This is a genomic window from Acidovorax sp. LjRoot118 (assembly GCF_964253575.1).
Taxonomy (GTDB): domain Bacteria; phylum Pseudomonadota; class Gammaproteobacteria; order Burkholderiales; family Burkholderiaceae_C; genus Acidovorax.
This window is the reverse complement of sequence record NZ_CAXURB020000001.1, coordinates 1,062,188-1,087,812: the sequence shown is the minus strand read 5'-3', so window position 1 is coordinate 1,087,812 and position 25,625 is coordinate 1,062,188. Positions and strand designations below refer to the sequence as shown.

Here is a 25,625-nt window from a genome sequence, read left to right as displayed (position 1 = left end):
TATGCGCTATCCGCAACCCATGAGCCGCACGCTGCCAAAGCCAGCGGACGCCATGGAACGGGCTTGGCCCGGCCATTGGCGTCGTCCCCTTTGAGGGGGAAGGCGCGAAGCGACTCAGGGGGTGCTTCATCTCATTCCGGGCGGAAGCCGAATACTCCGCCATTGCGGGTGACCACCACCAGGGTGTCTGCCGCAGCCACCGGCGCTGCGGCAATGCCGGAGCCGTCGGTGGTCATGCGATTGAGGGGCGCGCCATCGGTGCGCGAGAGCAGGTGCACCAGGCCCGTGTCGTCGCCCACCACCACCGAGCGGCCCAGCAGCAGCGGCGTGGTCAGCTTGCGGTGCTTGAGGCGGTCCGAGCCCCACAGGCGCGTGCCGTCATTGCGGTTCCAGGCCACCAGCGAGCCATTGCTCTCGGTGCCGAAGATCGCATCCTTGTCACCGTCGATGCCCTCGGCGCCGGCGGCGCGCTGGGTCCAGGCGACGTTGCCGCGCACCGTGTTCACGCAGCCCACGGCCGACTGGAAGGCACGGGCGCACACCGATTCGCCGACGCGGCTGCTGCGCCCCACCAGTTCCACCAGGCGCTCCACGTCGTTGGTGCCGCGCGAGCTGGCCAGCGGGGCCTCCCAGCGGGCACTGCCGTTGTCGGGGTTCAGGCCCACCAGGCGGCCGGACAGGCCCACCACCAGGGTATCGCCCACCGCCAGCAGCACGCCATCCTGGCGCAGCACCAGGGGCTCGCCGGGGCGCTGCTGGGTCCACAGGCGCTTGCCAGTGGCGGCATCGAAAGCGATCACGGTGCGGTCAGCCGCCAGCACGAACACGCGGCCACCCGCCACCAGCGGCGCGGTAAAGACCTGCGAGGCCATGGGCTGGCGCCAGCGCTCACGGCCGGACTCGACGGCGATCAGCGCATTGCTGCGTGCCACCACGGCCGCCAGCTTGCCATCGCTGCCGACACCGGCAGACAGCGGCTCGGCCAGGGCCAGGCGCCAGATGTCGCCGCCCGTGCGGGCATCGATGGCAGCCACCGTGCCGTCGGCCGAGGCCAGGGTCACCGTGGTGCCATTGACGCGAACGTCCAGCGACAGGCCCGCCACCGCCCCGACCTTGCTGGTCCATGCCTGGCGCACGCCCAGCACGGGCACATTGGCACCGAGGTCGGCAGGCACGGGCTTGGGGGCGCCCCAGAACGAGCCGCCGGGCATCACCGAACAGCCAGCCAGCGCCGCCGCCAGGGCCAGCAGCGCCAGGCCACGGGCCGAACGAAGGTGGGTGCCGATAAGAGTCTGCGCGCTCATTTGGCAGCCTCTACCGTCTTGGCGGCCGCCACGGTCTCGGCGGCAGGGTTGGCGCCCAGCGTGTTGAGCTTGACTTCGACCAGGCGGCGGTATTCCACGTCTTCGTTCATGGCCTTGTAGGCCTTGGTGTACTGGGCCAGGGCCTCGGTGCGCTTGTCCTGCAGCATCAGGATGTCGCCACGGTGGTCCGCAGCCACGCCTTCGAACGCGGCAGGCAGCGAGCCCGAGAGCTGGGCCAGCGCTTCGTCGTATTTCTTCTGCTCGGTCAGCACGGAGGCCAGGCGCAGCCTGGCCAGCGCCTTGAAACCATCGTCGCCGGCATGTTCGGCCACCCAGGCGAGCGCTTCGCGCGCGCCATCGGGCTTGCCCGCTTCCATAAGGTTGCGGGCCACGGTGAAGCCCGCCTGAGCCGCCTGGGGCGTGCCCGCGTAGCCGGCCTTGAGGTCGCCGAAGGCCCGCTCCAGGCGTTCTTGGTCCTTGGCACGGCTGGCCACATCGACCGCGTCGAACAGCGCCGCCGCCTTCGTGGCCTGGCTGCTCTGCCAGTACTGGTAACCGTTCCATGCCGCCAGCGAACCGCAGACCACGATCAGCACGCAGCTGATCAAGGTACCCCAGTTGTTCCAGAAGTGCTTGAGCTGGTCGAGTTGTTCCTGCTCTTCGAGGTCTAAATGATTTGCCATGGAGGTAGGTAAGAATTAACGGTTGGATTGTAGGGTGGCGGCCCAATCGGCCACATTGGCGATGGTTTGCTCCACCTGGGCGCCGGCGCCATCGCGCAGGGACTTGACGCCCACCACGCCGCGCGCAAGCTCCTCGTCGCCGAACACCAAAGCATACTGCGCGCCGCTGTTGTCGGCCTTCTTGAACTGGGACTTCATGCTGCCCATGCCCTCGCCCGCCGTGGGCGCGCCGTGCATCTGCACCTGGATGCCCTGGGCACGCAGTTGCTCGAGCACCCGGCTGGCCGCGGGCAGCGCCGCACGGCTGGGGATGATGGCATAGACATCCGGCACCAGGGCCGGCACCTGGGCGCCCTGCTCCTTGACCAGCTCCAGCACGCGCTCCACGCCCAGGGCCCAGCCCACGGCCGGGGCCGGCTTGCCGCCGATCTGCTCGATCAGGTAGTCGTAGCGCCCACCGCCGCAGATGGTGCCCTGCGAGCCCAATTGCTCGGTGATGAACTCGAACACCGTGAGGTTGTAGTAGTCCATGCCGCGCACCAGGCGCGGGTTGACCGTCCAGGCCACGCCATTGGCGTCCAGGATGGCCTTGACCGCGTCGAAGTGCGCCAGCGACTCGGCGCCCAGGAAGTCGATGAGCCGGGGCGCGGCATTCACCAGCGCCTGCATGGCCGGGTTCTTGGTATCCAGGATGCGCAGCGGGTTGGCGTGCAGGCGGCGGCGCGCCTCCTCGTCCAGCTGGTCGGCGTTCTGCTCGAAATAGGCGATCAGCGCCGCACGGTGCGCCTTGCGCTCCTCGGGCTGGCCCAGGCTGTTGAGCTCCAGGCGCACGTTGGTCAACCCGATCTCCTTCCACAGCGCGTTGGCCAGCAGGATCAGCTCGGCATCCACCTCGGGCCCGCCAAAGCCCAGGGCCTCGGCACCGATCTGGTGGAACTGGCGGTAGCGACCGCGCTGGGGGCGCTCGTGGCGGAACATGGGGCCCATGTAGTACAGGCGCTTGCCGCCTTCGTAGAGCATGTTGTGCTCGACCACCGCACGCACCACGCCGGCCGTGGCCTCGGGGCGCAGGGTCAGGCGCTCGCCGTTCAAGCGGTCTTCGAAGGAGTACATCTCCTTCTCGACAATGTCGGTCACCTCGCCCAGGCCGCGCACGAACAGCGGCGTGGGCTCGACGATGGGCGTGCGCATGTTGCGGTAGGCATAGCGCGCCATCAGACTGCGCACCTTCTCCTCCAGCCACTCCCAGCGGGCAGAGTCGGGCGGCAGGATGTCATTCATGCCCTTGACCGCCACCAGTTTCTCGGGCTTGGCGGCGGCGGCAGATACGTCTTTACTCACGGCAATGGTTTCCAGTTGAATAGGGGTACGGGAGGCGGCTCCGGGGAGGCGCCTCGCTGGGCCGTTCGGGCCCGCAGGGTGCGATTGTCGCAGGGGCGTCGGCCGCCGCCGGGTCAGGCGAGCGCGCTGTCAGGCGCACCCACCGCCGGGGCAGCCACCGGATGGGAGCCGCCGAAGCGCTTTTCAATGTAGTTTTCCACCAGCTGGTGGAACTCGGCGGCGATGTTCTCGCCGCGCAGGGTCAGGGCCTTCTCGCCATCGATGAACACCGGGGCGGCCGGGGCTTCACCGGTACCGGGCAGGCTGATGCCGATGTCGGCATGCTTGCTCTCGCCGGGGCCGTTGACGATGCAACCCATGACCGCTACCTTGAGCTTTTCCACGCCCGGGTACTTCACGCGCCACACAGGCATCTGCGCGCGCAGGTAGTCGTCGATCTGCTTGGCCAGGTCCTGGAAGGTGGTGCTGGTCGTGCGGCCACAGCCGGGGCAGGCAGTCACGCTGGGCACGAAGATGCGCAAGCCCAGCGACTGCAGGATCTCGGAGGCCACCACCACTTCCTGGGTGCGGGCCTCGCCGGGCTGCGGGGTCAGGGACACGCGGATGGTGTCGCCAATGCCTTCCTGCAGCAGGATGGAGAGCGCCGTGGCCGACGCCACCGTGCCCTTGGTGCCCATGCCGGCCTCGGTCAGGCCCAGGTGCAGCGCGTAGTCGCAGCGCTGGGCCAGGGCCCGGTACACGGAAATCAGGTCCTGCACACCGCTGACCTTGCACGAGAGGATGATCTGGTCGCCGTTCAGGCCCATTTCTTCCGCACGGCGGGCCGACTCGATGGCCGAGGTGATCAGCGCCTCGTACATCACCTGGCGCGCCTCCCAGGGCCTGGCGCGGCGGCTGTTGGTGTCCATCAGCTCGGCCAGCAGCTCCTGGTCCAGGCTGCCCCAGTTCACGCCGATGCGCACCGCCTTGTCCCAGCGGATGGCGGCCTCGATCATCTGGCCGAACTGGCGGTCGCGCTTGTCGCCCTTGCCCACGTTGCCGGGGTTGATGCGGTACTTGGACAGCGCCTGCGCGCAGTCCGGGTAGTCGGTCAGCAGGCGGTGGCCATTGAAGTGGAAATCCCCCACCAGCGGCACGGTTTCACCCATGCGGTCGAGCTGCTCGCGGATGTAAGGCACTGCCTGCGCCGCCTCGGGCGTGTTGACGGTGATGCGCACGAACTCGGAACCGGCCTGGGCCAGCTCCTTGACCTGGATGGCGGTGCCAATGGCGTCCACCGTGTCGGTATTCGTCATGGACTGCACGCGCACCGGCGCATCGCCCCCGACCGTGACCACGCGCGAACCCCAGACCACACGGGCCTGGCGGGAGCGCCGAGGGGCCGGCTGGGCAATGGCAATCGGGGCCAGATCGATCAGGGACTTGTCCACTTATTTCACCTCAAACCGCGCAACGTTGTCGCGCGAAACGGTGGTCAGCGCGAATGGCTTGCCACGCACAAACACATCGGTCACATCGGCCCGGCCGATCACCACCGCCAGAGGGAGCGTGCCTGAAACGGCCACCGACTCCCCCACTGCCAGATTCTTCTGCAGCGCAATGGTTCCGCCGGCATCGCGCACCTGCACCCAGGAGGCGCCGCGCGCACTCAGGGTCAGCACGCTGGAGGCCGAGGCAGCCGCAGCCGCTTCGGGAGTCGATGCCGCCACGGCCGGGGTGGCCGCACTGGCTGCCACCGCAGCGGAAGGGCTTGCTGCAGGCACAGGGGCTGCAGGCGTCGCAGCAGGCGCGGCCACCACAGCCGCAGCGGGTGCGGGCACAGCGGCCGGGCCGGAGGCCGCAGCCACGGGGGCTTGTGGCTCCTGGGCAGCCACGGGAGGAGACGCCGGCGCATCGTCTCCCGCACTGCCGCCGAACGGATTGCGGTCGGCAGGGACAAACATGATGGCCAGGGCACCCGCCAGCAAGGCCAGCACCACCACCGCGATGGCCCAGGACTTTTTGCCGCCCGAGGACGCTGGAGCGAAGGAGCCATTGCCCGCACTGGAGCTGCTGCCCTTGACCGGCGCGTTGATCCCCGCATTGCCCGCCACCAGGCGCGGGCTCTTGCTTTGCGGCAGCAGCGCCAGAATGGGCGCCGGGTCGATCTTGAGGGTGCGGCACACGCTGGATGCCAGGGCCCGCACGAACACCGTATCGGGCAGCACCGCGAAATTGTCGGATTCCAGGGCTTCCAGCTTGGCCACCGGCACCTTCAGGGCCACGGCCAGCGCCGCAATGTGCAGCCCCGCCTCCATGCGCGCTTCGCGCAGCAAGGTACCGGCCGTCCGCCCCCCTGGCATCTCTTGTGCCTCTGTGTGCACCGAAACCCCTGTCACCGAATCACTCATTGAAAGCCCCACGCTGATAGGCACCCGTCTCACGCGCTTCCGGGAAACGCCTGCGCAATTGATCACCCAGCTGGCGCATGGCCACGGTGTCGCCCAGGCCGCGCTCGACCTTGATGCCCAGCCACAGCGTTTCCGCATTCGAGAAATCGCTGTTGTTCAGGCGGCGGATATAGAACTGCGCCCGCGTGAGCTCATTGCGGCGCATCAGCAGCGACGACAGGTGGTAGCCCACCACCGGGTTGGCAGCATCGAGCTCATAGGCCTTGAGCAGCGACTGCTCGGCTTCGGCCACCTGGCCGGCTTCCATCTGGCACAGGCCGCGCGCCATCAGTGTCTTGCTGCGCGCGGTATAGGCCGGGTTGGCGAGGGCCGTCACGAAGCTCTGGTCGGCCTCGGCGTACTTGCGCTGCTGGCAATGCAGCCAGCCCAGGTTGTGCAGCAGATTCGGATCGTTGCTGCGCAGGCCGAGCGCGCGACGAAAGCTCTCTTCGGCCTGGCCGAACTCGTTGAGCCGCAGGTAGATCAGGCCGCGCAGGTTGAAGGCGTCGGAATAGGTGGGGTCGGCGACCAGGGCCTGCTTGACCTCGTCCAGCGCCACGGTGGTCTGCCCGTTCTCGAAGTAGTTGGTCGCCAGCTCCAGGCGGATGCGCGCGCGGCGGCGCGCCTCGGGCTCATCGGACTGGGTGAAGACAGCACCGCCGGGCTCGCCGGCCGAGGGGCCACTGCCGCCGCTCGCACAGCCCGAGAGCCCTGCCACGCCAGCCACCACCCCACAGGCCAGAAGCGCACAGCGGCCCATGCGCTGCCAGCGTTCAACCAATCCCACCATGTAGAGCCTCCTTCAAGTTCGTTGTGTCATGTCACCAGTTTGAGCGCGATTGTGCGCTGTTTGGCCATGCGTTCCGCCGCTTTTGTGCGATCTTTGACGTCACCGGCCAATTGACCACAGGCGGCGTCGATATCGTCGCCGCGCGTCTTGCGCACCGTGGTCACGATGCCCGCGTCGCTCAGCAGTTTGCCAAAGGCCAGCACCTGCGCCTGTGACGAACGCAAAAGGCCCGACGCCGGGAACGGGTTGAAGGGGATCAGGTTGAACTTGCAGCGCACGCCCGCGCCGCGTACGGGCTTGACCAGGTCGATCAGTTGCTGCGCATGCTCGAGTTGGTCGTTGACCCCGTCCAGCATGCAGTATTCGAAGGTGATGAAGTCGCGCGGCGCGTGTTCCAGGTAGCGGTTGCACGCGGCCAGCAGCTCTTCGATCGGGTATTTGCGGTTCAGTGGAACCAGGTTGTCACGCAGCGGATCGTTGGGTGCATGCAACGAAACGGCCAGGGCCACGGGGCAGTCCTGCGCCAGCCGGTCGATCATGGGCACCACGCCCGAGGTGGACACCGTCACGCGGCGGCGCGACAGGCCGTAGGCATGGTCGTCCAGCATCACGCGCAGCGCCGGCACCAGGGCCGAGTAGTTCTGCAAGGGCTCGCCCATGCCCATCATCACCACGTTGGAGATGATGCGCTCCGTCTTGCCCAGGCGCGCGCGCAGCGCGTGCTCGGCAAACCACAGCTGGGCCACGATCTCACCGGTGGTGAGGTTGCGGCTGAAGCCCTGGTGGCCGGTGGAGCAGAACCGGCATCCCACGGCGCAACCGGCCTGGGAGGAAATGCACAGCGTGCCGCGGTCGTCCTCGGGAATGAACACCGCCTCGACCGCATTGCCGCCGCCCACGTCGAACAGCCACTTGACGGTGCCGTCGGCAGAGACATGCTCGGAGATGACCGGCAGCGCCTGCACATGCGCGCAGCCCTTGAGCTTGTCGCGAAGGGCCTTGGCCAGATCGCTCATGGCATCAAAATCGCGCGCGCCGCGCTGGTGGATCCAGCGGAACAGCTGGGTCGCGCGAAAGCGCTTTTCCCCGAGCTTTTCGCAGAAGGCAGCCAACCCGTCGAGATCGAACTCCAGCAGGTTGGTGGTCTTGGCCGGGGTCGCTGTCGCTGCCGCAGGCGCGGCAACCACAGCGGTGGCGGTTTCAGTCGTGGTCATAGCGGCATCCCTTCGGGTAACCGCTCGCAGTCGTCCCCATGGTGCGGCCGCCCCACCGGGGTGGGCTCAAGCATGGGGACCACCATCTCAGCGGGTGTAAATGTTCAGGCCGGGGAAGAAGAAGGCGATTTCGACGGCAGCCGTTTCGGCAGCGTCGGAACCGTGCACGGCGTTGGCGTCGATGCTGTCGGCGAAGTCAGCGCGGATGGTGCCGGCTTCTGCCTTCTTGGGGTCGGTGGCGCCCATCAGTTCGCGGTTCTTCAGGATGGCGTTCTCGCCTTCCAGGGCCTGGATCATCACCGGGCCGGAGATCATGAAATCGACCAGGTCCTTGAAGAAGGGACGTGCCTTGTGCACGCCGTAGAACTGCTCGGCTTCCAGGCGCGACAGGTGCAGCATGCGGGCAGCCACGACCTTCAGGCCGGCAGCTTCGAAACGGGCGTAGATCTGGCCGATCACGTTCTTGGCGACTGCGTCAGGCTTGATGATGGAGAGAGTGCGTTCGATTGCCATGGTGTTTTTCCTGATTGGATTGATATAAACGATGCGGATTCTTTTGCCCAGCGGACAAAACCCTCGATTCTAACCGTGCGTCGGGTAACCCCTGTGAATCAGCGGCCACGGCCACGGCGCGGGCCGCCACCACCGCCGCCACCGGGGGCGCGCTGGGCCTGGCGGTGGCGCGAGAGGCTGTCGGTGCCGATGTAGCCGACCGAGGTCTTCATCGGATCGGGCTGGGCCGAGCCGCCACGCGCGCGGTCGGCATTGTTGTTGCCACCACCATTGCCACCCCGAGCGCCCTGGCCACCACCACCGCCGCCATCGCGGCGGGGCTTCTGGCCGCGCGGGCCGTTGGCACCGGCGCCCGGAGGTTGGTCACGGCGGCTGCCGTCGCCGCGCGGGCCGCCACGGCGGATATTGCCGCGCTTGTTGCCTGCGGGGGCAGCTTCGCCCGGCGCGGCATCGCCACGGTCCTCCAACGGGTCGCGCCCGGCGCCTGCGGCCTTCACCAGTGCGCGGATGTCGCTTTCGTCCAGCTCCAGGAACGCACCGCGCTTGAGGCCGCGCGGCAGCACCATGGCGCCATAGCGGATGCGGATCAGCCGGCTGACCGCATGGCCCACCGACTCCAGCATGCGCCGCACTTCGCGGTTGCGGCCTTCGGAAATGGTGACGCGGTACCAGCAGTTGGCACCTTCGCCGCCACCGTCCTCGATGGAGCCGAAGGCGGCCATGCCGTCGTCCAGGCGTACGCCCTCGATCAGCTTGGCTTTTTCTTCATTGCTCAGGGCGCCGAGCACGCGCACGGCGTACTCACGCTCCAGGCCAAAACGCGGGTGCATGAGCTTGTTGGCCAGCTCGCCCGAGCTGGTGAACAGCAGCAGGCCTTCGGTGTTCAGGTCCAGCCGGCCCACGGACTGCCACTTGCCCTGCTGCAGGCGCGGCAGCTTGCGGAACACGGTGGGCCGGTTCTGCGGGTCGTCGTGCGACACCACTTCACCCACGGGCTTGTGGTAGGCGATGACACGTGCCGGTGGCGGGTCGATGCGGTAGCGGATGGGCTTGCCATTGACCTTGACCTGGTCGCCGAACTGGATGCGCTGGCCGATGTGGGCCGGCTCACCATTGACCGAGATGCGGCCCTCCAGGATGAGCTGCTCCATCTCCAGCCGCGAACCCAGGCCGGCCTGCGCCAGCACCTTGTGCAGCTTGGGTGTCTCCACTTGGGGCAGCAGCACGCGCTTGAGGGGCACCTCCTCGCCGGACTCCTCGTCCGCATCGAACTGGCCGGAGACCACGTCTTCGAACTGGTAGCCCTGCACGCCGTGCTGAGGCCGGGGTCCCTTAGGGCCCTGACCTTGGTGGTTCTGCCCCTTGCCATTGCCTTCCTTGCGGCCCTCCCGGCGCTCCTGCGCATCGCCGCGCGGTGCGGCGGGGGCGTCGCCATAGATGCGCGCACCGGGCGCACGGTCGACCAATACCACAGCCGGCACGGGCACCCTGTCCACCGCGTCGCCATCGGCCGCAGCAGGGGCATCCAGTGCAGCCGCAGGTTCTGCAGGCGCCACGGCCAGGGGCGGCACGTCCTGCACGGCCAGCAGCGGCGTGGACTGCGCCGCCTCGGCGCCATCGGCAACATCGGCAGCCACGCGGGGCTGGCGCGGCTTGCGGGGCTTTTTCACCGCAGGCTCGCTACCGGCATCCAGTGCCGACGATGCCTCGGCGGGCGCCACGGGAGCCTCCACGGCGGCGGCTTCATCGGCCTGCACCACCGCCTTCTTGCGCGGCGCGCGGCGCGGCTTGGCGGGCGGCGTGGCCGCCTCGGGCGGTTGCTCGGTGCCGGGGGCGTCGGGCAATGCGTCGGGTGTCGTCGAATCGTTCATGGAAGCTTTCCCTGGATGCCACGGCGGGCATCGTCATCGTCATCGCGCAGCTCTTCATCGCTCTGCGCGCTCTTGTTCAAATCATCCGCAGCGGGTGCGGAGTCTGCCGGGCCGGTACCGCCCGTCGTGTCTTCTTCACCGCTGCCGGCCAGCAACTGGCTGTCCGGCTCCAGCCGGGCGGGCGCCTCTTGCGCCGCACCGTCGGCCGGCACATCGGGCACCGCAGCCTCGCCTTCAAGCTGGCCATCCAGGTCGAGCAGGTTCTGCTGCGCCTGCGTGCCACCCTCGCCGGCATGCCCACCGTCTTCGACGGATGGCACGGGGGCGGCGGCTTCACCGCCCTCCCCGCCTTGCGGCGCAGCCTGGGCACCGGGTTCCTCACCCACAGCCTCCCCGGCAGCACCCTCTTCTTCCTCTGACCCGATCACGCCCTGCGCTGCAGCGGCCATGGCCTCCAGCACGTTGGCATGGCCCGAGGCATCCTCCAGCATGGGCAACTGGTCCAGCGAGGCCAGGCCCAGATCGTCGAGGAACTGGCGCGTGGTGGCAAACAGCGAAGGCCGCCCCACCGTCTCGCGGTGGCCGATCACCTCGACCCAGCCACGGTCTTCGAGCTGCTTGATGATCAGGCTGTTGACCGTCACCCCACGAATGTCCTCGATGTCCCCGCGCGTCACCGGCTGGCGGTAGGCAATGATGGCCAGTGTCTCCAGCACGGCGCGCGTGTACTTGGGCGGCTTCTCGGGGTGCAGCCGGTCCAGGTATTCGCGCATTTCGGGGCGGCTTTGCAGGCGCCACCCGGTGGCCACCTGCACCAGCTCCACCCCGCTGTGGGACCAGTCGCGCTGCAGGTCGAGCAGCAGCAGCTTGAGCGTGTCCGTACCCAGGGCGTCGTTGAACAGCACCCGCATTTCGCGCAGCGGCACAGGCTGCTGCGCGCAAATCAGGGCAGTCTCAAGGACCCGTTTGGCATCCACCGTGTTCATGGTTCAGCGATTCCGGGAAAAAAGGCGGCACGTGTCGTGACAAGGGGCCACACCAACAGCAGGGATCCATCAAAGGGGCGCATATTGCGCGGCCGCTGGCGCGACGCGGGGGCCCGGCGGGATTCCGTCTTCGGGTTCAGGGCGTGGTGTTCACGCCCCAGGGCCGGTCAGGCCTGGAAACACAGATACCTGCGTTTCGCTATGCGCCATTGTAACGCAGGCCCCAAAAAGACAGTGCATCGCGCATATCCAGGGGCAGCGGTGCATGCAACTCCAGCGGCTGGCCCGTGACCGGATGGGTGAACGCCAGGCGAAAGGCATGCAGCGCCTGGCGCTGCAGCGCGCCCACAGGGACGCCGCCATAGAGCACATCGGCCACCAGCGGGTGGCCGATGGAGGCCATGTGCACGCGGATCTGGTGCGTGCGGCCGGTGTGCAGCGTGCACTCCACCCAGCAGCCTTGGTCCGCGCCCTCCAGCAGGCGAAAATCCGTGCGCGCCGGCTTGCCCGCATGGCTGGCAAGGTCGACCACGGCCATGCGCAGGCGGTTGCGCGGGTCGCGGCCGATGGGCTGCGCCACCGTGCGGCGGGCATTGCCTGCCCAGGGCTTGTGCGCCAGCGCCAGGTACTGGCGGTGCACGGTGCGCGCGGCGATCATGGCCACCAGCGCGTCCATGGTGGCGCGCTCGCGCGCCACCACCATCAGGCCGCTGGTGTCCTTGTCCAGCCGGTGCACGATGCCCGCGCGCGGCACCAGCAGCGCCTTGGGGTCGCGCGCCAGCAGGCCGTTGAGCAAGGTGCCGCTCCAGTTGCCGGGGGCCGGATGCACCACCAGGCCGGTAGGCTTGTTCACCACCAGCAGGTGCTCGTCCTCGTAGACCACGTCGATGTCCATCGCCTCGGGCCGAAAGGCCTGGCTCTGCTGCGTGGGGCGCATCTCCAGGGTCAGGCCGTCGCCCGCCTTGACCTTGAGCGATGCCTTGGTGGCCGGGCTGCCGTTCAGGCGCACCAGCCCCTGGGCCAGCAGTTGCTGCAGGTAGCTGCGGGACAGCTCGGGCACCAGCTCGGCCAGCGCCCGGTCCAGGCGGGCCGCATGCTGAGCCGTGCCCACCTGCATCTGGCGCAACTCGGCATCGGCACCGCCCGCTTCCTCGCTCGCCCACTCCTCGCCGGCCCCCTCCTCGTCCGGCCCGGGCAGGCCGGGCTCGGTGCCGGGGTGCGCGGGCGCCACCACGGCGCTCAACGCGCCGACAGGTAGCGTGCGGGGTCCACCGGCTTGCCCTGGCGGCGGATCTCGAAGTGCAGCTTCACGCGGTCGGCGTCGGTGCTGCCCATCTCGGCGATCTTCTGGCCCTTGCGCACGGTCTGGTCTTCCTTGACCAGCAGCGTCTGGTTGTGCGCATAGGCCGTGAGGAAGGTGTTGTTGTGCTTGAGGATCACCAGGTTGCCGTAGCCCCGCAGGCCGGCACCCGAATACACCACGCGGCCATCCGCAGCGGCCAGCACCGGGTCACCGGCCTTGCCGGAGATGTCGTAGCCCTTGTTGCGGGCCTCGTCGAAGCCCGCCAGCAGCGAGCCCGATGCGGGCCAGATGAAGTTCAGGTCGTCCTCACCCGCGCTCGGTGCCGGTGCGGCAGCCACGGCTGGCGCAGGCGTGACAGGCTTGGCGCCGCTGGCGGTGGATGCGGGCGGCAGCGGGGTCGCCGTCGGGGTCGATGGGGTGATGGTCGTGGACGTCACCGGGCGGGTGACCACACCGGTATCGGCGGCAATCACAGGCGGCGGGGTCGCGCCGGGTGCGACGACGCGCAGCACCTGGCCGACCTCGATCAGGTCGGGGTTCGTCAGGTTGTTCCAGCGGGCAATGTCCTTCCAGCCCTGGCCGTTTTCCAGGCCGATGCGGATCAGGGTGTCACCGGGCTTGACGGTGTAGTAGCCGGGCTTTCCGGCATTCTCTGCCCCCGGCAGGGGTTTGATGGGCGCGGCCACCACCCCGGGCTGCGGCGATCCGTTCGTGGTGGTCATGGCACCGGCATAGGTTCCCCGGTCCTCCACAGGGGCCTTGGTCATCCGTGTTCCACAGCCCACCAACAGCAACGCCACGGTAAACCCTGCAACAAGACCACGCGATACCAACATAAGCATTTTCCCTTCAGGCAATCCCCGATTTTAGAGGGACAAAGTGAACCGGCTCGAGCACGCTTTGTTTCAACCCGTGTGGGGTCTTGTCAATTACCAGCAACATCTGCTGCCCACCGGCCACCGCCATGGGCGCCACCAGCCTTCCGCCCATCGCCAACTGGTCGCACCATTCCTGCGGTACGGCGTCGCCTCCGGCTGCGGCGATGATGGCCGCATAGGGGGCGCCCTTGGCGTAGCCGAGCATGCCGTCGCCCAACATCAGGTGCACATTGGCCAGGCGAAACGGGCGCAGGTTGTCGCGCGCCTTGTCGTGCAGGCCGCGCAGGCGCTCGATGGTGTAGACCTCGCGCGCCAGCAGGCCCAGCACGGCCGCCTGGTAGCCACAGCCGGTGCCAATCTCCAGCACGCGGCCCAACCCGGCGGGTCGGGCACTCTCGGCCGAGAGCAGCAGCTCGCACATGCGCGCCACCACACTGGGTTTGGAAATCGTCTGCCCCAGGCCGATCGGCAGGCTGGTGTCTTCGTACGCCTGGTTGACCAGGCCGCTGTCCACGAAGCGGTGGCGCTCCACCGTCGCCAGGGCCTGCAGCACAGCCGGCGAGGTGATGCCCCCGGCCGCGAGCTTTTGCACCATGCGGTTGCGCACGGCCGCCGAATCGAGGCCCACGCCCACCGCCGTAGCAGCCGGAGCCCGCTGGCCCAGCCCGGCCCCGGCGCCCTTGGATGCGCCAGCGCCCGCCCCTGCGGGGCGTGGTGCGGGTGCTCCGCTGCCCGGGAGCCTGGCGGGAAATCCGGGACGCCGCTGCATCACATGCCCGCCGCGAGCTTCGAGGCGGTCTGCGCCCAGTAGCCCAGGTTGTCGTGGTCCGTGAGGTCTACCTTCAAGGGGGTGATGGCCACATGCCCCTGCGCCGTGGCATGGAAATCGGTGCCCTCGGCATCGTCCTTGGCCGCGCCCGCGTTGCCGATCCAGTACATGGCCTCGCCGCGCGGGCTTTCCTGCACGATCACGCGCTCGGCCGCATGCCGGCGCCCCAGGCGGCACAGCTTGATGGGCTTGAGCGCCGCCAGCGGCATATTGGGAATGTTCACGTTGAGCAGCCAGGGTACTTCGGTCACCAGGCTCTGCGCCAGCATCTGCTCCACGATCTCGCGCGCCTTGGCGGCGGCCGCCTCGATCTCGCCCCATCCCTTGTCCACCTGCGAGAAGGCAATGGCCGGCACGCCGAAGAGATAGCCCTCCATGGCGGCACCCACGGTGCCCGAGTAGATGGTGTCGTCGCCCATGTTGGCGCCGTTGTTGATGCCCGAGACCACCAGGTCGGGCCGGTAGCCGAGCAAGCCCGTGAGGGCGATGTGCACGCAATCCGCCGGCGTGCCGTTCACATAGCGAAAGCCGTTGGCCGCCTTGGTCACGGTCAGCGGCGAATGCAGGGTCAGCGCGTTCGACTTGGCACTGTTGTTGTGCTCGGGCGCGACCACTTCCACCTCCACGCCCGCCAGCGTCTTGAGCGCGCCATGCAGCGCCACGATGCCAGGGGCCTGGAAGCCGTCGTCGTTGGAAATCAGGATCTTCATGGAGTGTGGTCGGGGTTTGCCGTGGATTGTAGGACGCGACCGACACGGGTGCCCCCGTCGCTCGGGGGACATCGCACGGCCAGACGCCGCGCCTATCATCCGGCGCATCACTGACAGGAGACTTTTTCCATGCACGCTTGGCTTTGCACCAACCCCACCGGCGTCGAGGCCCTGGCCTGGACGGAACTGCCCACGCCCACGCCCAAGGCGGGTGAGGTGCTGATCGAGATCAAGGCCGCCAGCCTGAACTTCCCCGATCTGCTGATCGTGCAGAACAAGTACCAGATGAAGCCGCCACTGCCCTTCGTGCCCGGCTCGGAGTACGCGGGCGTGGTGCAGGCCGTGGGCGAAGGCGTCACCCACCTGCAGGTGGGCCAGAACGTGGCCTGCCTGTCGGGCACCGGGGGCTTTGGCACCCACACGATTGCACCGGCCGCCCTGTGCATGCCGCTGCCGCCGGGCTTCTCGCATGTGGATGCTGCTGCCTTCATCATGATCTACGCCACTTCCTACCATGCGCTGGTGGACCGGGCGCAGCTCAAGGCAGGCGAAACCGTGCTGGTGCTGGGCGCCGCAGGCGGCGTGGGCACCTCGGCCATCCAGATCGCCAAGGCCATGGGGGCGCGCGTGATCGCCGCCGCCTCCAGCGACGAGAAATGCGCGCTGTGCACCTCCATTGGCGCCGACGCCACCATCAACTACAGCAAGGAGAACCTGCGCGAGGCAATCAAGGCGCTGACCGATGGCAAGGGCCCCGATGTGATCTACGACCCCGTGGGCGGCGATTTCGCCGAGCCGGCGTTCCGCTCCATCGCCTGGCGCGGGCGCTACCTGGTGGTGGGCTTTGCCTCGGGCCCGATCCCGGCGCTGCCGTTCAACCTGGCGCTGCTCAAGGGCGCCTCCATCGTCGGCGTGTTCTGGGGCGACTTCGCCAAGCGCGAGCCCAAGGCCAATGCCGCCATGATGGGCGAGCTGGCGCAGTGGTATGCCAAGGGCCAGATCAAGCCCGTGATCGACCGCACCATGCCCATGGCCGAGCTGCCCGCCGCCTACGCCCACATGGGCTCGCGCGGGGTGATGGGCAAGTTGGTCATGGTCAACTGAGCGGCACCGAAAACAGACGCCATGGCGGCGTCTGTAACGGAAAGCATGGCGCTGTGTCAAACTCGCGGTTCAACGCAGCCCCTGTTACTGGTGCACGCCCATGGCCGACCGTCAACCCTACGAAATCGCACGCGAAACGCTCAAGCAGTTGGCGGCCCGCCGACTGGCGCCCACACCGGACAACTACCTGTCCATCTACGATGAAATCGCAGGTGCGCGCAGTGCTGCGCCATTTCCTGACGCACAGCTGGCCAGCATTCTGCGGCTGATTCCCGCCCAGACCCCGGCGCAAAAGCGCCTGCTCGGCCAGTTCGAGAAAGCCGTCACCAACAAGGACTGGAGCGGCCTGCAGAGCGTGCTCGTCGGCTATGCCAACCTGGGCCTGAGCCCTGCCGCCGCCGCGCCTGTCGAGGTGGCCAGCCCCGCCCCCGTCAGCGTCCTGCCGCAGGACCTGGCCGAACTGCTGGCCCGCCTGATCGACAACCTCCTGCCAGCGCTGGGCGAAGACGATGCGCGTGTGCACGACATGGCCGGGCAGCTCACCACGTTCCTGCGCGAGCCCTCGCCGCTGATCCCCACGCTGATGCTGATGCTGGGCAACTTCACCTACCGGCTGTCGTTTGCCACTGAGGACCAGGCTGCCATCCGCGCAGGGCTGCTGGAACTGCTGCACATGGTGTTCGAGAACATCGCCGTGCTCAGCGCCGACGACCGATGGCTGCAAGGCCAGGCCGAGGCGCTGATGACGGCGTCCACCCCGCCGCTCACGCTGCGCCGGCTCGACGATGTGCAACTGCGCCTGAAGGACGTGATCTTCAAACAGACCGAGGCCAAGGCGCGCACCATGGAAGCCCAGGAGCAGATGAAGGAGCTTCTGGCCACCTTCATCGAGCGCCTGGCACTGATCACTGCGTCCAGCACCACCTACCAGGGCACCATGGAGCGCTGCGCCGACCTGATCGGCAAGGCCGCCAGCCTGCAGGAGATCGCGCCGGTGCTGGAGGAGGTGATGACCGCCACGCGCAGCATGGCCCTGGACACCAAGCTCACCCGCACCGAGCTGCTGGACCTGCGCGAGCGCACCGAGGCCAAGCACGCCGAGGTCACCAAGCTGCAGCAGGAGCTCGACCGCGCCAGCGCCCAGGCGCGGCATGATCCGCTCACCGGCACCCTCAACCGCAAGGGCCTGGACGAGGCCATGGAGCGCGAGATCGCCCGTGCCCGCCGCATGGGTGCGCCGCTGTGCTTTGCGCTGCTGGACATCGACAACTTCAAGCTCATCAACGACCGCCTGGGCCACAGCGTGGGCGACGCTGCCCTGGTGCACCTGGCGAAGGTCACGCGCGAGGTGATGCGCCCGCAGGACCTGCTGGCCCGCTACGGCGGCGAAGAGTTCGTGCTGCTGCTGCCCGACACGGCGGTGGAGGCCGGCGTAGCCGCGATGACGCGCCTGCAGCGCGAGCTGACCACGCGCTTCTTCCTGCAGGGCAGCGAAAAGATCCTGATCACCTTCAGCGCAGGCGTGGCGCAATTGCATGACTCGGAAACCAGCTTCGACGCCATCAAGCGCGCCGACCAGAGCATGTACCTGGCCAAGCGCTCGGGCAAGAACCGCGTGATGGCGGCATGAGCCCCCGCCGGTGACGCCGCAGCAACGCCGCTCGTTCCTGCTGCTGGCGGCCCATGGCGCGGCCGCCACCACCCTGCCCCGCTGGGCCTGGGGCCAGCCGCAGCGCCAGCAGAGCAACCCCTTTGCGCTGGGCGTGGCCAGCGGCGACCCCAGCGCCGGCGGTGTGGTGCTCTGGACCCGCCTTGTCACTGCGGAGCCCGGCCAGGCCAGCACGCCCCTCACCGTACACTGGGAACTGGCCGACGACGAGGGCTTCCAGCGCATCGTCCAGCGCGGCCAGGCCACGGCCCTGCCGGGCCTGGGCCACAGTGTGCATGTGGAGCTGGCCGGCCTGGCGCCGGGCCGCTGGTACCACTACCGCTTCATGCATGGCGACGCCGTGAGCGCTACCGGCCGCACGCGCACCGCGCCGGCGGCCGATGCCCTGCCCGAACGCCTGCGCGTGGCCTTTGCCTCGTGCCAGCGCTGGGAGCATGGCCACTACGCGGCCTGGCGCCATGTGCGCGCGGATGCGCCCGACCTGGTGCTGTTTCTGGGCGACTACATCTACGAGTACGCCAGCCCGCGCGACAGCACAGGCCTGGCCCGCGTGCACGGCCTGCGCCTGGCCACCACCCTGGCCGACTACCGCGACCGCTACGCGCTGCACAGGAGCGACCCGGCCCTGCAGGCCGCCCACGCCGCCTGCCCCTGGCTGGTGACCTGGGACGACCACGAGGTGCAGAACGACTACGCAGGCAGCACAGGCAAGGGCGAGCCCGAAGCCTTCCTGGCCCAGCGCAGCGCCGCCTGGCAGGCGTTCTACGAGAACATGCCCCTGCGCGCCGCCAGCCTGGTGCAGCGCGACACCACCGCCCTGCAGCTGTACCGGCGCCTGGCCTGGGGGCGGCTGGCACAGCTGCATATGCTCGATGCGCGCCAGTACCGCAGCGTGCAGGCCTGCCGCACCGCCAGTGCCAGCGGTGCCGGCGCGGTGCGCCCCAGGGACTGCGCCGAACTGGCCGAACCCGCCCGCAGCTTTCTGGGCACCGCCCAGGAGCAGTGGCTGGATGCGGGCCTGGCGGCCGACGCAAAGGACGGCCGCACCCGCTGGAGCGTGATCGCCCAGCAAACCCTGTTCTCGCCGCGCCACTACCCCTCGGGCGTGGTTTCCACCGACAGCTGGGACGGCTACCCCGCCGCGCGCGCCCGCCTGCTGCAGTCCATCGCCCAGCACGCCCCACGCAACACCGTGCTGCTGGGTGGCGACATCCACCAGAACTATGTCTGCCGCGTGCTGGCCGACACGGCCCGGCCCGATGCCCCGGTGATCGCCAGCGAGTTCTGCGGCACCTCCATCAGCTCGCGCTCGGGCACCACGCAAGAGAAGGTGGACGCCGTGGTACGCAACAGCCCGCACGTGCTGCTGGCCCGATGCGAGCAGCGCGGCTATGGGCTGGCCGACATCACACCCGCTCGCTGGACCACCACCCTGCGCGTGCTGGACGACCCGTTGCGCGAGGACAGCGGGGCCCGCACGCTGGCGCGCTTCGTCGTTGAAGACAAGCGCGCGGGGCCCGTGGCAGCCTGATCATTTGCTATCGCACCGATAGCACGCCAGCCATCGGCGCAAGCCCTCCCGCAGCGATACGGGATCAAGCCCTGCCCTGCCGCGAGTGCCCGGCGCTTGTAGCATCCTGTAAAAGAAGGGCACCGCTGCCGCGCATGCGCCTTACCATGGCCTGCATCCCAGCCCCCTTGGAGACAAGCGATGCGCAAGACACCCACCCTGACCCTGCTGGCCCTGGCCGCACTGCTGGCCGGCTGTGCCAGCGCACCCCGGTTCGAGTACACCGTGCCCGCCCAGCCCGAGGGCTCCTCGGGCTACACCGACAAGCCGGGCTGGGCCACCGAGAAGTTCGCCGTGGCCGCCGCCAACCCGCTGGCCACCGATGCCGGCTACCAGATCCTCAAGGCCGGCGGCTCGGCCCTGGATGCGGCGATTGCCGTGCAGATGGTGCTCACGCTGGTGGAGCCGCAATCGAGCGGCATCGGCGGGGGCGCCTTCCTGCTGCACAGCGCAGGCACCAAGGTGGAGGCCTATGACGGCCGCGAGACCGCGCCGGCCGGGGCCGACGAAAAGCTCTTTCTCGGCGCGGACGGCAAGCCCATGCCGTTCTACGACGGCGTGGTGGGTGGCCGCTCGGTCGGCGTGCCGGGCACCGTACGCATGCTCGAGATGGCGCACAAAGAGCACGGCAAGCTGCCCTGGGCCACGCTGTTCCAGCCCGCCATCACCCTGGCCGAAGGCGGCTTCAAGGTCAGCGCGCGCTTGAACACGCTGGCTGCGGCCGACGCCCACCTCAAGAAGGACCCGGTGGCCGCCGCCTACTTCTACAAGCCCGATGGCGATGCGCGCGACGTGGGCTTCAACCTGCGCAACCCCGAGCTGGGTGCCGTGCTGCGCCGCATCGCGGCCGAAGGCAGCAAGGCATTGCACGAGGGCGAGATCGCCCAGGCCATCGTGGACAAGGTGCAAAAGCACCCCACCAACCCCGGCAGGCTCAGCATGGCCGACCTGGCCAGCTACCAACCCAAGAAGCGCGAGCCCCTGTGCCACGACTACCAGGTGGCGAGCAAAAGCTACCGCATGTGCGGCTTTCCGCCACCCAGCTCGGGCGCCATCGCCATCGCGCAGATCCTGGGCATCCTGAAGAACACCGATGCCGCCGCCATGCCGCTCGAAGACGGCCTGCCCACGGCCGACTGGCTGCACCTGTACACCGACGCCGCGCGCCTGGCGTTTGCCGACCGGGCGCTGTACGTGGCCGACCCCGACTTCGTGCAGCCGCCGGCCGGCAGCTGGACCAGCCTGATCGCCCCGGCCTACCTGGCCGAGCGCGCCAAGCTCATCGGCACGCAGAGCCTCAAGCTTGCCCAGCCCGGCAAGCCAGGCGCCGTGGCCACCAGCTACGCGCCCATGCCCGACCAGCCCGAGTACGGCACCAGTCATATCAGCATCGTCGACGCCTTCGGCAATGCAGTGGCCATGACCACCACCATCGAAGACCAGTTCGGCGCGCGGCAGATGGTCAAGGGCTTTCTGCTCAACAACGAGCTCACCGATTTCAGCTTTGCGCCGGCCGATGCCCAGGGCCAGCCGATCGCCAACCGCGTGCAGCCGGGCAAGCGGCCGCGCTCGTCGATGTCGCCCACCCTGGTGTTCGACAAGGCCACGGGCGAGTTGCTGATGAGCGGTGGCAGCCCGGGTGGGGCGGCCATCATCCACTACACGGCCAAGACCTTGTACGGGGTGTTCAACTGGGGGTTGATGCCACAGCAGGCGATCAACCTGCCCAATTTCGGGTCGATGAACGGGCCTTCGCTGCTGGAGGAAAGGCGGTTCCCCGCCCTTACCGTGGAGACATTACGAGCACGGGGGGCTGAGGTGCGGGAGATGAACATGACCAGTGGGTTGCAGGCCATTGCGCGGGGGCATGCGCATGGGAAGATGCTGTGGTTTGGGGGGGCTGATCCGCGGCGTGAAGGGGTGGTGATGGGGGACTGAGCTGGCTCTTCATGCATCGTCGGTCCAGTCCGTTGGAGTCGTGCGGTTTGCCTGGTTGAAGAGCGGAGGCCGGGATGTGCGCCCGGCGGCGTACCCACCTTCTTTTGCGTCGCCAAAAGAAGGTGGGCCAAGAAAAGGCGCCCCCCAGTCTGCGTCCCCCGTTCGCCCTGTCGGGCGAACGGGGGCAACCTGCGATGCTCGGGCCTGGGGTGGTGCCGCAGAACTCGCTGCGTTCTTCGAACTCCGCTCAAACAGCTGCGGCAATTCAGATGACGAAGCGTGTGTGTCCTTCGGCACACACGCCCACCCCAGCTCCTGCGCTTCCCGGCGCAGCCAGAAGGGGTGGGGAGCGGGTACCACACGGCTGCTGCTGCGCAGTTGCGCCTGGGGTCGGGGACGCGCGAGGTGCGCGCTGCCGACGGACGGCGCAGCCGCCCTGGCGAGCCGAGCGCAGCGAAGGACCACAGGCCGAGCGAAGCAATGGCCCGTATGGAGCCCGCTCCCACCCCCTTCTGACCGTGCCGAGAAGCGCAGGGCCTGGGGTGAGCGCGTGCCGAAGGACACGCGCATCGTTATCTGGCTCGCCGAAGCTGTTTGACCGGAGCTGCCTCGCAGAGGCAGCGCAGGGAGTTCTTCGGCGTCACCCCAGGACCGAGCATCGCAGGCTGCCCCACTCGCCCACCGGGCGAGTGGGGACACGGGCAGCGGGGTCGCCTTTCTTTTGGGTACTTTTCTTTGAGGGTGTAGAAGAAATCTATTGCAACCGCCCCAACAACATCCGGGCCTGCGCAAGCCACACCCACGCAGCCGCATAGAACGGCTTGCGGTCGTGGTGCATCACAAGCCTGCGGTTGCGCTCCAGCCATGCATGGGTGCGCTCCACCACCCAGCGCTTCTTGGCGATGGGGGCGGGCTGCTCGTCGCTCCACAGCGGCTGCTGGGCATCGTCCCAGCGGTGGCGGGCACTGTGGCGCACGATGCGCACCTGTACGTGGTGCGCCTTCTCGATCTGCTGGGCGCATTGCCCAGCGTACGCGCTGTCGGCCCACAACGTCTTGAACGAGCCATCCGTGCGCTTGCACGCCTGTGCTACCGCTTGCGCGGCCGCGTCGCGGTCCTGCACGGCTGCACTGGTGATCACAACCGCAAGCAGCAGGCCCAGTGTGTCCACGACCAGATGGCGCTTGCGCCCTTGCACCTTCTTGCCTGCATCGAAGCCCAAGGTACCACCCTGAGGGCTGCCCCGGTTGGACTGCGAGTCGATGATGGCCTCGCTGGGCTGCGCAGCGCGCTCCAGGCGTTGGCGCCATTGCTGGCGCAGACGCTCGTGCAGCGCTTCGAACTTGCCTTGGCGGGCCCAGTTGACGAAGGCCTTCTGCACGGACTGCCAGGGCGGATAGATCTGCACCGGCAGGTTGCGCCAGGACGAGCCGGTGCGCAGCACATAGCAGCAGGCATCGACAACGCTACGCCGCGAGTAGGTGGCCGGTCTGCCACGCGAGCCCGGTTGGGGCTCGAACAGGTCCTGCGCCAGCGCCCATTCGGCATCGGTCAGGGCACCGGCAATGGCGTTGCCGGATTGACTGGCGGGCCGATGCTGGGCGGTGTAGCCGTAGCGCGTGCCAGGCTGACCAGGCTGCGAGCGGGACAGCTGCGACTTGGGCCGCGCTCGCTGCAGGCCGGCAGCCTTCAGTGCCGCACGCAGAGTCACCGTGCTGGGGGCGCTGCGGCCCATGTGATCGGCCCAGGCCAGCGCCAACTCGGGCAGCGTCGCCTGCGGATTGTCTCGGACCACCTCGCGCAAGGTGGTGTACTCGCCAGGGGGGATTACGGGTGGTCGGCCTGTCTTTGCCATTGCGCTGCTCCTGCTTGGTCAATGCGGCGCTATTATAATTTATTTCTTCTACACCCTCTTTGGCGAAGCAAAGAACAAGTACCTCGGCCGCCGGGCCGAGACCCGGCCTCCGCCCTCAGCCAAGGCAAGCCGTCAAAACAGAGCGCACAAGCAAAGCCAGGAAATTACTGCTCCGCAATCACATCCACGAAGACCAGGGGCTCGGTGCCCGTGTTCGCGAGCCCGTGCGATTCGTTCTTGCGCACGATGGTCACGTCGCCAGCCTTCACCGCAATGTCCTTGCCATCCTTGTCCTTGAAGGTGCCTCGGCCCGAGATGATGATGTAGGTGTCTTCATTCGTGGTGTGCTTGTGGTAGCCAATGGAGTCGCCAGGCTTGAGGGTAAGCCAGCTGATTTCCTTGATCGCCTGGTCCTTCAGGGCCTTGTCGCGCGTGAAGGCGTATTCACCCATCAAGGTGCCCTTCCCGCCACCGGCAGCCTCCTTGTTGACCTTGATGAGCTCCTCCTTGGTGAACACGTCAGCCAGGGCCGGTGTGGCAGCGAAGGACAGGGCCATGGCCGCGCACGCAGCCCATGCAGAAATTGCTTTTGTCATATGTCTCCAGTGTTGTTGTCACGGCAGTGCATGGCGCACTGCCGGTGGAGATATTAGGGCTTGCCAGGCTGCACGTGCCCGGGCCGTCAGAAATCTGAAGCCCCCGTCATCCCACCAGCCTAGGCAGCACCGATGCCAGCATCGCCACGCCCGAGAGCGTGAGCATGCCCAGCACGATCTGGCGAAAGCGTGCTTCGCTGATGCCGTGGTACAGCCGCGCGCCCAGCAGCACGGGCACCAGCATGGCCGGCAGCGCCACGGCCAGGTAGGGCAGCATGGGCGCGGTGACCATGCCCGTGGCCAGGTAGGCCGCCATGGTCACGAGCAGCATGGCCAGATTGAAGTTCTGGATCACAGCGCGCTGGGCATCCTTGTCCCAGCCGCGCAGCGTGCACCAAAGCGTGGGCAGCACGCCGGTGAAGCCGCCGATGCCGCCCATCACCCCGCCCGCCATGCCGACCACCGCATCGGCCAGCCGGCCGCCGCGCGTCAGGCGCGGCAACTGTTTGGCCATCAGCATGGCCGGGCACCACAGCACCAGCAGCGTGCCCAGCACGAGCTTGAAGGCGTCCATGTCCAGCCGCGGCAGCAGCGCCACGCCGATGGGGATGCCCACCAGCCCACCGAGCACGAAGGGCAGCAGGCGCACTTTGTCGAAGCCCCGGCGCACCGAGAACGCAGCGAGCACCTGGCCCGTGAGCGAGCCGGCGACCACCAGCACGGCAGCCAGGCGCGGCTCCAGCGTCCAGGCCCAGAGCGACATCGCCGTCAGGCCAAAGCCAAAGCCCGAGAGCCCTTGCACAAAGCCTGCGGCGACTGCGCCCAGCGCCACCACGATGAATACCGAATCCATTGCCTCTCCCTTGTTGTGCGGTGCCTGCCCGTCCAGCACCTGCATCGGATTGTGTTCGGTTCATATAAGTAAACCATCAGTAATTACTATTCACTCATGCGATTTTCCGCATACCCTATCCACCATGCCATCCCATGACATCGACGCCGCCCAGGCCCTGCAGGCCCGCCTGGCCTCGCGCCTGAAGATGCGACACTTGGTGCTGCTGCAGCAGATCGAAGCCCACGGCACGCTGACCCGCGTGGCGCACTACATGGCCACCAGCCAGCCCGCAATCACGCATGCGCTGGCGGAGATCGAGTCGATCTTCGGTGCGCCGCTGTTCGAACGCTCCGCGCGCGGCATGGTGCCCACCGCGCTCGGCACCCTGGCGCTGGCCCGTGCGCGCGCCATGCTGCAAGACCTCACCCACTGGGCGCTGGACATCGAAGCCGCCAGCGCTGGCCGCGCCGCGCATCTGCAGATCGGCGTGATCCCCTTCGTACCCGGTCGCCTGCTGGCCGCCGCCATCGGCCAGACGCGGCCGCGCGGCCTGCGCGCCACCGTCAGCATCCACGAGGGCACCAGCGACCACCTGCTGCAGCGCCTGCGCGCGCACGAACTCGACTGCGTGATCGGCCGCGCCTCCGCAGTGCTCGACATGGATGGACTGGTGCACGAGGTGCTCTACCACCAGGAGCCCCGCCTGATTGCCCACCGCCGCCTGTCGGCGCGGCTGGCGCGGCGCCCGCTGTCATGGCCCGAGCTGGCCGAACTCGACTGGGTGCTGGGCGCACGCCAGACCCCCATGCGCGAGCAGATCACCGACTTCTTCCTGCGTGCCGGGGTGGCCCCGCCACAGGCCTATGTGGAGAGCCTGTCGTCCAAGGTGATCGGCGAGCTGATCGCGGCCAGCGAGCGCGCCGTCTCCATCGTGCCGGCCGACATCGCACAGGAGCTGGTGCGCATTGCCGGCGTGGCCATCGTGCCGCACCGCTTCCGCTGGACGCTGCCGCCCATCACGCTGTTCCAGCGCTCCCAGGGCGCGCAGTATGCGGAGGTGGCGTTGCTGGCACAGGCATTGCGCGATGCGGCGGCCGGGTTTGCAGCAGAGCAGGCCTGACCTGGGGCAGGCGCCGGTGCGGGAGACCGGGGGTTCGAGTCCGATCACGCCGTGAAAAAACAAGCCCTCTTGCGAGCGCTTGTTTTC

22 protein-coding genes are annotated in these 25,625 nt (G+C 68.2%); 5 read left to right on the top strand and 17 right to left on the bottom strand.

The annotated features are described in order from the left end of the window. Positions 1–131: 131 nt before the first annotated feature. The 14 genes from bamB to surE form a co-directional block, all read right to left on the bottom strand. Positions 132–1,304: an outer membrane protein assembly factor BamB gene (gene bamB, locus ACSQ9E_RS05085; protein ID WP_057205348.1), complete on the bottom strand. Its 1,173-nt coding sequence runs from the start codon at positions 1,302–1,304 to the stop codon at positions 132–134. Further along, positions 1,301–1,987: a YfgM family protein gene (locus tag ACSQ9E_RS05080; protein ID WP_057205345.1), complete on the bottom strand. Its 687-nt coding sequence runs from the start codon at positions 1,985–1,987 to the stop codon at positions 1,301–1,303. The genes bamB and ACSQ9E_RS05080 overlap by 4 nt, the downstream gene beginning before the upstream one ends. Positions 1,988–2,002: 15 nt before the next feature. Then, the gene (gene hisS / locus ACSQ9E_RS05075) at positions 2,003–3,268 is read right to left on the bottom strand and encodes a histidine--tRNA ligase (protein ID WP_436220187.1); all 1,266 of its coding nucleotides are present in this window, start codon (positions 3,266–3,268) and stop codon (positions 2,003–2,005) included. A gap of 173 nt (positions 3,269–3,441) precedes the next feature. Further along, complete coding sequence (gene ispG / locus ACSQ9E_RS05070; RefSeq protein ID WP_057205342.1) at positions 3,442–4,758, bottom strand: flavodoxin-dependent (E)-4-hydroxy-3-methylbut-2-enyl-diphosphate synthase; 1,317 nt, start codon at positions 4,756–4,758, stop codon at positions 3,442–3,444. Further along, the gene (locus ACSQ9E_RS05065; protein ID WP_427999834.1) at positions 4,759–5,718 is read right to left on the bottom strand and encodes a helix-turn-helix domain-containing protein; all 960 of its coding nucleotides are present in this window, start codon (positions 5,716–5,718) and stop codon (positions 4,759–4,761) included. Continuing rightward, positions 5,711–6,547: a type IV pilus biogenesis/stability protein PilW gene (gene pilW, locus ACSQ9E_RS05060; RefSeq protein ID WP_057205337.1), complete on the bottom strand. Its 837-nt coding sequence runs from the start codon at positions 6,545–6,547 to the stop codon at positions 5,711–5,713. Before pilW ends, ACSQ9E_RS05065 begins: the two co-directional genes overlap by 8 nt. 26 nt (positions 6,548–6,573) lie before the next feature. Then, positions 6,574–7,761: a 23S rRNA (adenine(2503)-C(2))-methyltransferase RlmN gene (gene rlmN / locus ACSQ9E_RS05055; RefSeq protein WP_235516214.1), complete on the bottom strand. Its 1,188-nt coding sequence runs from the start codon at positions 7,759–7,761 to the stop codon at positions 6,574–6,576. Between the two features lie 87 nt (positions 7,762–7,848). Then, entirely contained in the window at positions 7,849–8,274 is a 426-nt protein-coding gene (gene ndk / locus ACSQ9E_RS05050; RefSeq protein WP_436217083.1) for a nucleoside-diphosphate kinase, read from the bottom strand. A gap of 98 nt (positions 8,275–8,372) precedes the next feature. Continuing rightward, the gene (locus ACSQ9E_RS05045; RefSeq protein WP_436217082.1) at positions 8,373–10,145 is read right to left on the bottom strand and encodes a pseudouridine synthase; all 1,773 of its coding nucleotides are present in this window, start codon (positions 10,143–10,145) and stop codon (positions 8,373–8,375) included. Continuing rightward, a complete protein-coding gene (gene scpB / locus ACSQ9E_RS05040) occupies positions 10,142–11,131 on the bottom strand; it encodes an SMC-Scp complex subunit ScpB (RefSeq protein ID WP_436179247.1) in 990 nt (329 codons plus the stop codon). The genes ACSQ9E_RS05045 and scpB overlap by 4 nt, the downstream gene beginning before the upstream one ends. A 199-nt stretch (positions 11,132–11,330) precedes the next feature. Then, positions 11,331–12,374, bottom strand: a complete 1,044-nt coding sequence (locus ACSQ9E_RS05035; RefSeq protein WP_436217081.1) for an RluA family pseudouridine synthase — start codon at positions 12,372–12,374, stop codon at positions 11,331–11,333. After that, positions 12,371–13,270, bottom strand: coding sequence for a peptidoglycan DD-metalloendopeptidase family protein (locus ACSQ9E_RS05030; protein WP_436217080.1), 900 nt, complete (start codon positions 13,268–13,270; stop codon positions 12,371–12,373). The genes ACSQ9E_RS05035 and ACSQ9E_RS05030 overlap by 4 nt, the downstream gene beginning before the upstream one ends. Before the next feature lie 13 nt (positions 13,271–13,283). Continuing rightward, positions 13,284–14,081, bottom strand: coding sequence for a protein-L-isoaspartate(D-aspartate) O-methyltransferase (locus ACSQ9E_RS05025; protein ID WP_057268961.1), 798 nt, complete (start codon positions 14,079–14,081; stop codon positions 13,284–13,286). Next, complete coding sequence (gene surE, locus ACSQ9E_RS05020; RefSeq protein ID WP_057205328.1) at positions 14,081–14,851, bottom strand: 5'/3'-nucleotidase SurE; 771 nt, start codon at positions 14,849–14,851, stop codon at positions 14,081–14,083. The genes ACSQ9E_RS05025 and surE overlap by 1 nt, the downstream gene beginning before the upstream one ends. 129 nt (positions 14,852–14,980) lie before the next feature. On the opposite strand from surE, the gene ACSQ9E_RS05015 reads away from it, so the two are divergent. The 4 genes from ACSQ9E_RS05015 to ACSQ9E_RS05000 all read left to right on the top strand — a co-directional run bounded on the left by ACSQ9E_RS05015 (position 14,981) and on the right by ACSQ9E_RS05000 (position 21,132). Beyond that, positions 14,981–15,955: an NADPH:quinone oxidoreductase family protein gene (locus ACSQ9E_RS05015; protein ID WP_436217079.1), complete on the top strand. Its 975-nt coding sequence runs from the start codon at positions 14,981–14,983 to the stop codon at positions 15,953–15,955. A gap of 100 nt (positions 15,956–16,055) precedes the next feature. After that, on the top strand, positions 16,056–17,585 hold the full coding sequence (locus ACSQ9E_RS05010; protein ID WP_436217078.1) for a GGDEF domain-containing protein: 1,530 nt from the start codon (positions 16,056–16,058) through the stop codon (positions 17,583–17,585). Between the two features lie 10 nt (positions 17,586–17,595). Further along, positions 17,596–19,155 (top strand): alkaline phosphatase D family protein, encoded by a 1,560-nt coding sequence (locus ACSQ9E_RS05005; protein WP_436217077.1) that lies wholly within the window; start codon positions 17,596–17,598, stop codon positions 19,153–19,155. 180 nt (positions 19,156–19,335) lie between these two features. Continuing rightward, positions 19,336–21,132: a gamma-glutamyltransferase family protein gene (locus ACSQ9E_RS05000; protein WP_436217076.1), complete on the top strand. Its 1,797-nt coding sequence runs from the start codon at positions 19,336–19,338 to the stop codon at positions 21,130–21,132. 754 nt (positions 21,133–21,886) lie between these two features. On the opposite strand, the gene ACSQ9E_RS04995 is transcribed toward ACSQ9E_RS05000, so the two are convergent. The 3 genes from ACSQ9E_RS04995 to ACSQ9E_RS04985 all read right to left on the bottom strand — a co-directional run bounded on the left by ACSQ9E_RS04995 (position 21,887) and on the right by ACSQ9E_RS04985 (position 24,436). Continuing rightward, a complete protein-coding gene (locus ACSQ9E_RS04995) occupies positions 21,887–22,987 on the bottom strand; it encodes an IS5 family transposase (protein WP_436217075.1) in 1,101 nt (366 codons plus the stop codon). Positions 22,988–23,151: 164 nt separating this feature from the next. Continuing rightward, positions 23,152–23,583 (bottom strand): cupin domain-containing protein, encoded by a 432-nt coding sequence (locus ACSQ9E_RS04990; RefSeq protein ID WP_436217074.1) that lies wholly within the window; start codon positions 23,581–23,583, stop codon positions 23,152–23,154. A 106-nt stretch (positions 23,584–23,689) separates the two neighbouring features. Then, a complete protein-coding gene (locus ACSQ9E_RS04985; protein ID WP_436217073.1) occupies positions 23,690–24,436 on the bottom strand; it encodes a sulfite exporter TauE/SafE family protein in 747 nt (248 codons plus the stop codon). A gap of 124 nt (positions 24,437–24,560) precedes the next feature. On the opposite strand from ACSQ9E_RS04985, the gene ACSQ9E_RS04980 reads away from it, so the two are divergent. After that, positions 24,561–25,538: a LysR substrate-binding domain-containing protein gene (locus tag ACSQ9E_RS04980; protein ID WP_436217072.1), complete on the top strand. Its 978-nt coding sequence runs from the start codon at positions 24,561–24,563 to the stop codon at positions 25,536–25,538. Positions 25,539–25,625 lie beyond the last annotated feature (87 nt).

Excerpts from the sequence above, each read along its gene's own strand:
- ACSQ9E_RS05025 (WP_057268961.1), bottom strand. The coding sequence starts at position 14,081 with ATGCAGCGGCGTCCCGGATTTCCCGCCAGGCTCCCGGGCAGCGGAGCA.
- bamB (WP_057205348.1), bottom strand. The coding sequence starts at position 1,304 with ATGAGCGCGCAGACTCTTATCGGCACCCACCTTCGTTCGGCCCGTGGC.
- scpB (WP_436179247.1), bottom strand. The coding sequence starts at position 11,131 with ATGAACACGGTGGATGCCAAACGGGTCCTTGAGACTGCCCTGATTTGC.
- ndk (WP_436217083.1), bottom strand. The coding sequence starts at position 8,274 with ATGGCAATCGAACGCACTCTCTCCATCATCAAGCCTGACGCAGTCGCC.
- pilW (WP_057205337.1), bottom strand. The coding sequence starts at position 6,547 with ATGGTGGGATTGGTTGAACGCTGGCAGCGCATGGGCCGCTGTGCGCTT.
- ACSQ9E_RS05015 (WP_436217079.1), top strand. The coding sequence starts at position 14,981 with ATGCACGCTTGGCTTTGCACCAACCCCACCGGCGTCGAGGCCCTGGCC.
- ACSQ9E_RS04995 (WP_436217075.1), bottom strand. The coding sequence starts at position 22,987 with ATGGCAAAGACAGGCCGACCACCCGTAATCCCCCCTGGCGAGTACACC.
- ACSQ9E_RS05045 (WP_436217082.1), bottom strand. The coding sequence starts at position 10,145 with ATGAACGATTCGACGACACCCGACGCATTGCCCGACGCCCCCGGCACC.
- surE (WP_057205328.1), bottom strand. The coding sequence starts at position 14,851 with ATGAAGATCCTGATTTCCAACGACGACGGCTTCCAGGCCCCTGGCATC.
- ACSQ9E_RS05030 (WP_436217080.1), bottom strand. The coding sequence starts at position 13,270 with ATGTTGGTATCGCGTGGTCTTGTTGCAGGGTTTACCGTGGCGTTGCTG.
- hisS (WP_436220187.1), bottom strand. The coding sequence starts at position 3,268 with ATGAATGACATCCTGCCGCCCGACTCTGCCCGCTGGGAGTGGCTGGAG.
- ACSQ9E_RS05000 (WP_436217076.1), top strand. The coding sequence starts at position 19,336 with ATGCGCAAGACACCCACCCTGACCCTGCTGGCCCTGGCCGCACTGCTG.
- ACSQ9E_RS04980 (WP_436217072.1), top strand. The coding sequence starts at position 24,561 with ATGCCATCCCATGACATCGACGCCGCCCAGGCCCTGCAGGCCCGCCTG.
- ACSQ9E_RS05065 (WP_427999834.1), bottom strand. The coding sequence starts at position 5,718 with ATGAGTGATTCGGTGACAGGGGTTTCGGTGCACACAGAGGCACAAGAG.
- ACSQ9E_RS05080 (WP_057205345.1), bottom strand. The coding sequence starts at position 1,987 with ATGGCAAATCATTTAGACCTCGAAGAGCAGGAACAACTCGACCAGCTC.
- ACSQ9E_RS05010 (WP_436217078.1), top strand. The coding sequence starts at position 16,056 with ATGGCCGACCGTCAACCCTACGAAATCGCACGCGAAACGCTCAAGCAG.
- ACSQ9E_RS04990 (WP_436217074.1), bottom strand. The coding sequence starts at position 23,583 with ATGACAAAAGCAATTTCTGCATGGGCTGCGTGCGCGGCCATGGCCCTG.
- rlmN (WP_235516214.1), bottom strand. The coding sequence starts at position 7,761 with ATGACCACGACTGAAACCGCCACCGCTGTGGTTGCCGCGCCTGCGGCA.
- ACSQ9E_RS04985 (WP_436217073.1), bottom strand. The coding sequence starts at position 24,436 with ATGGATTCGGTATTCATCGTGGTGGCGCTGGGCGCAGTCGCCGCAGGC.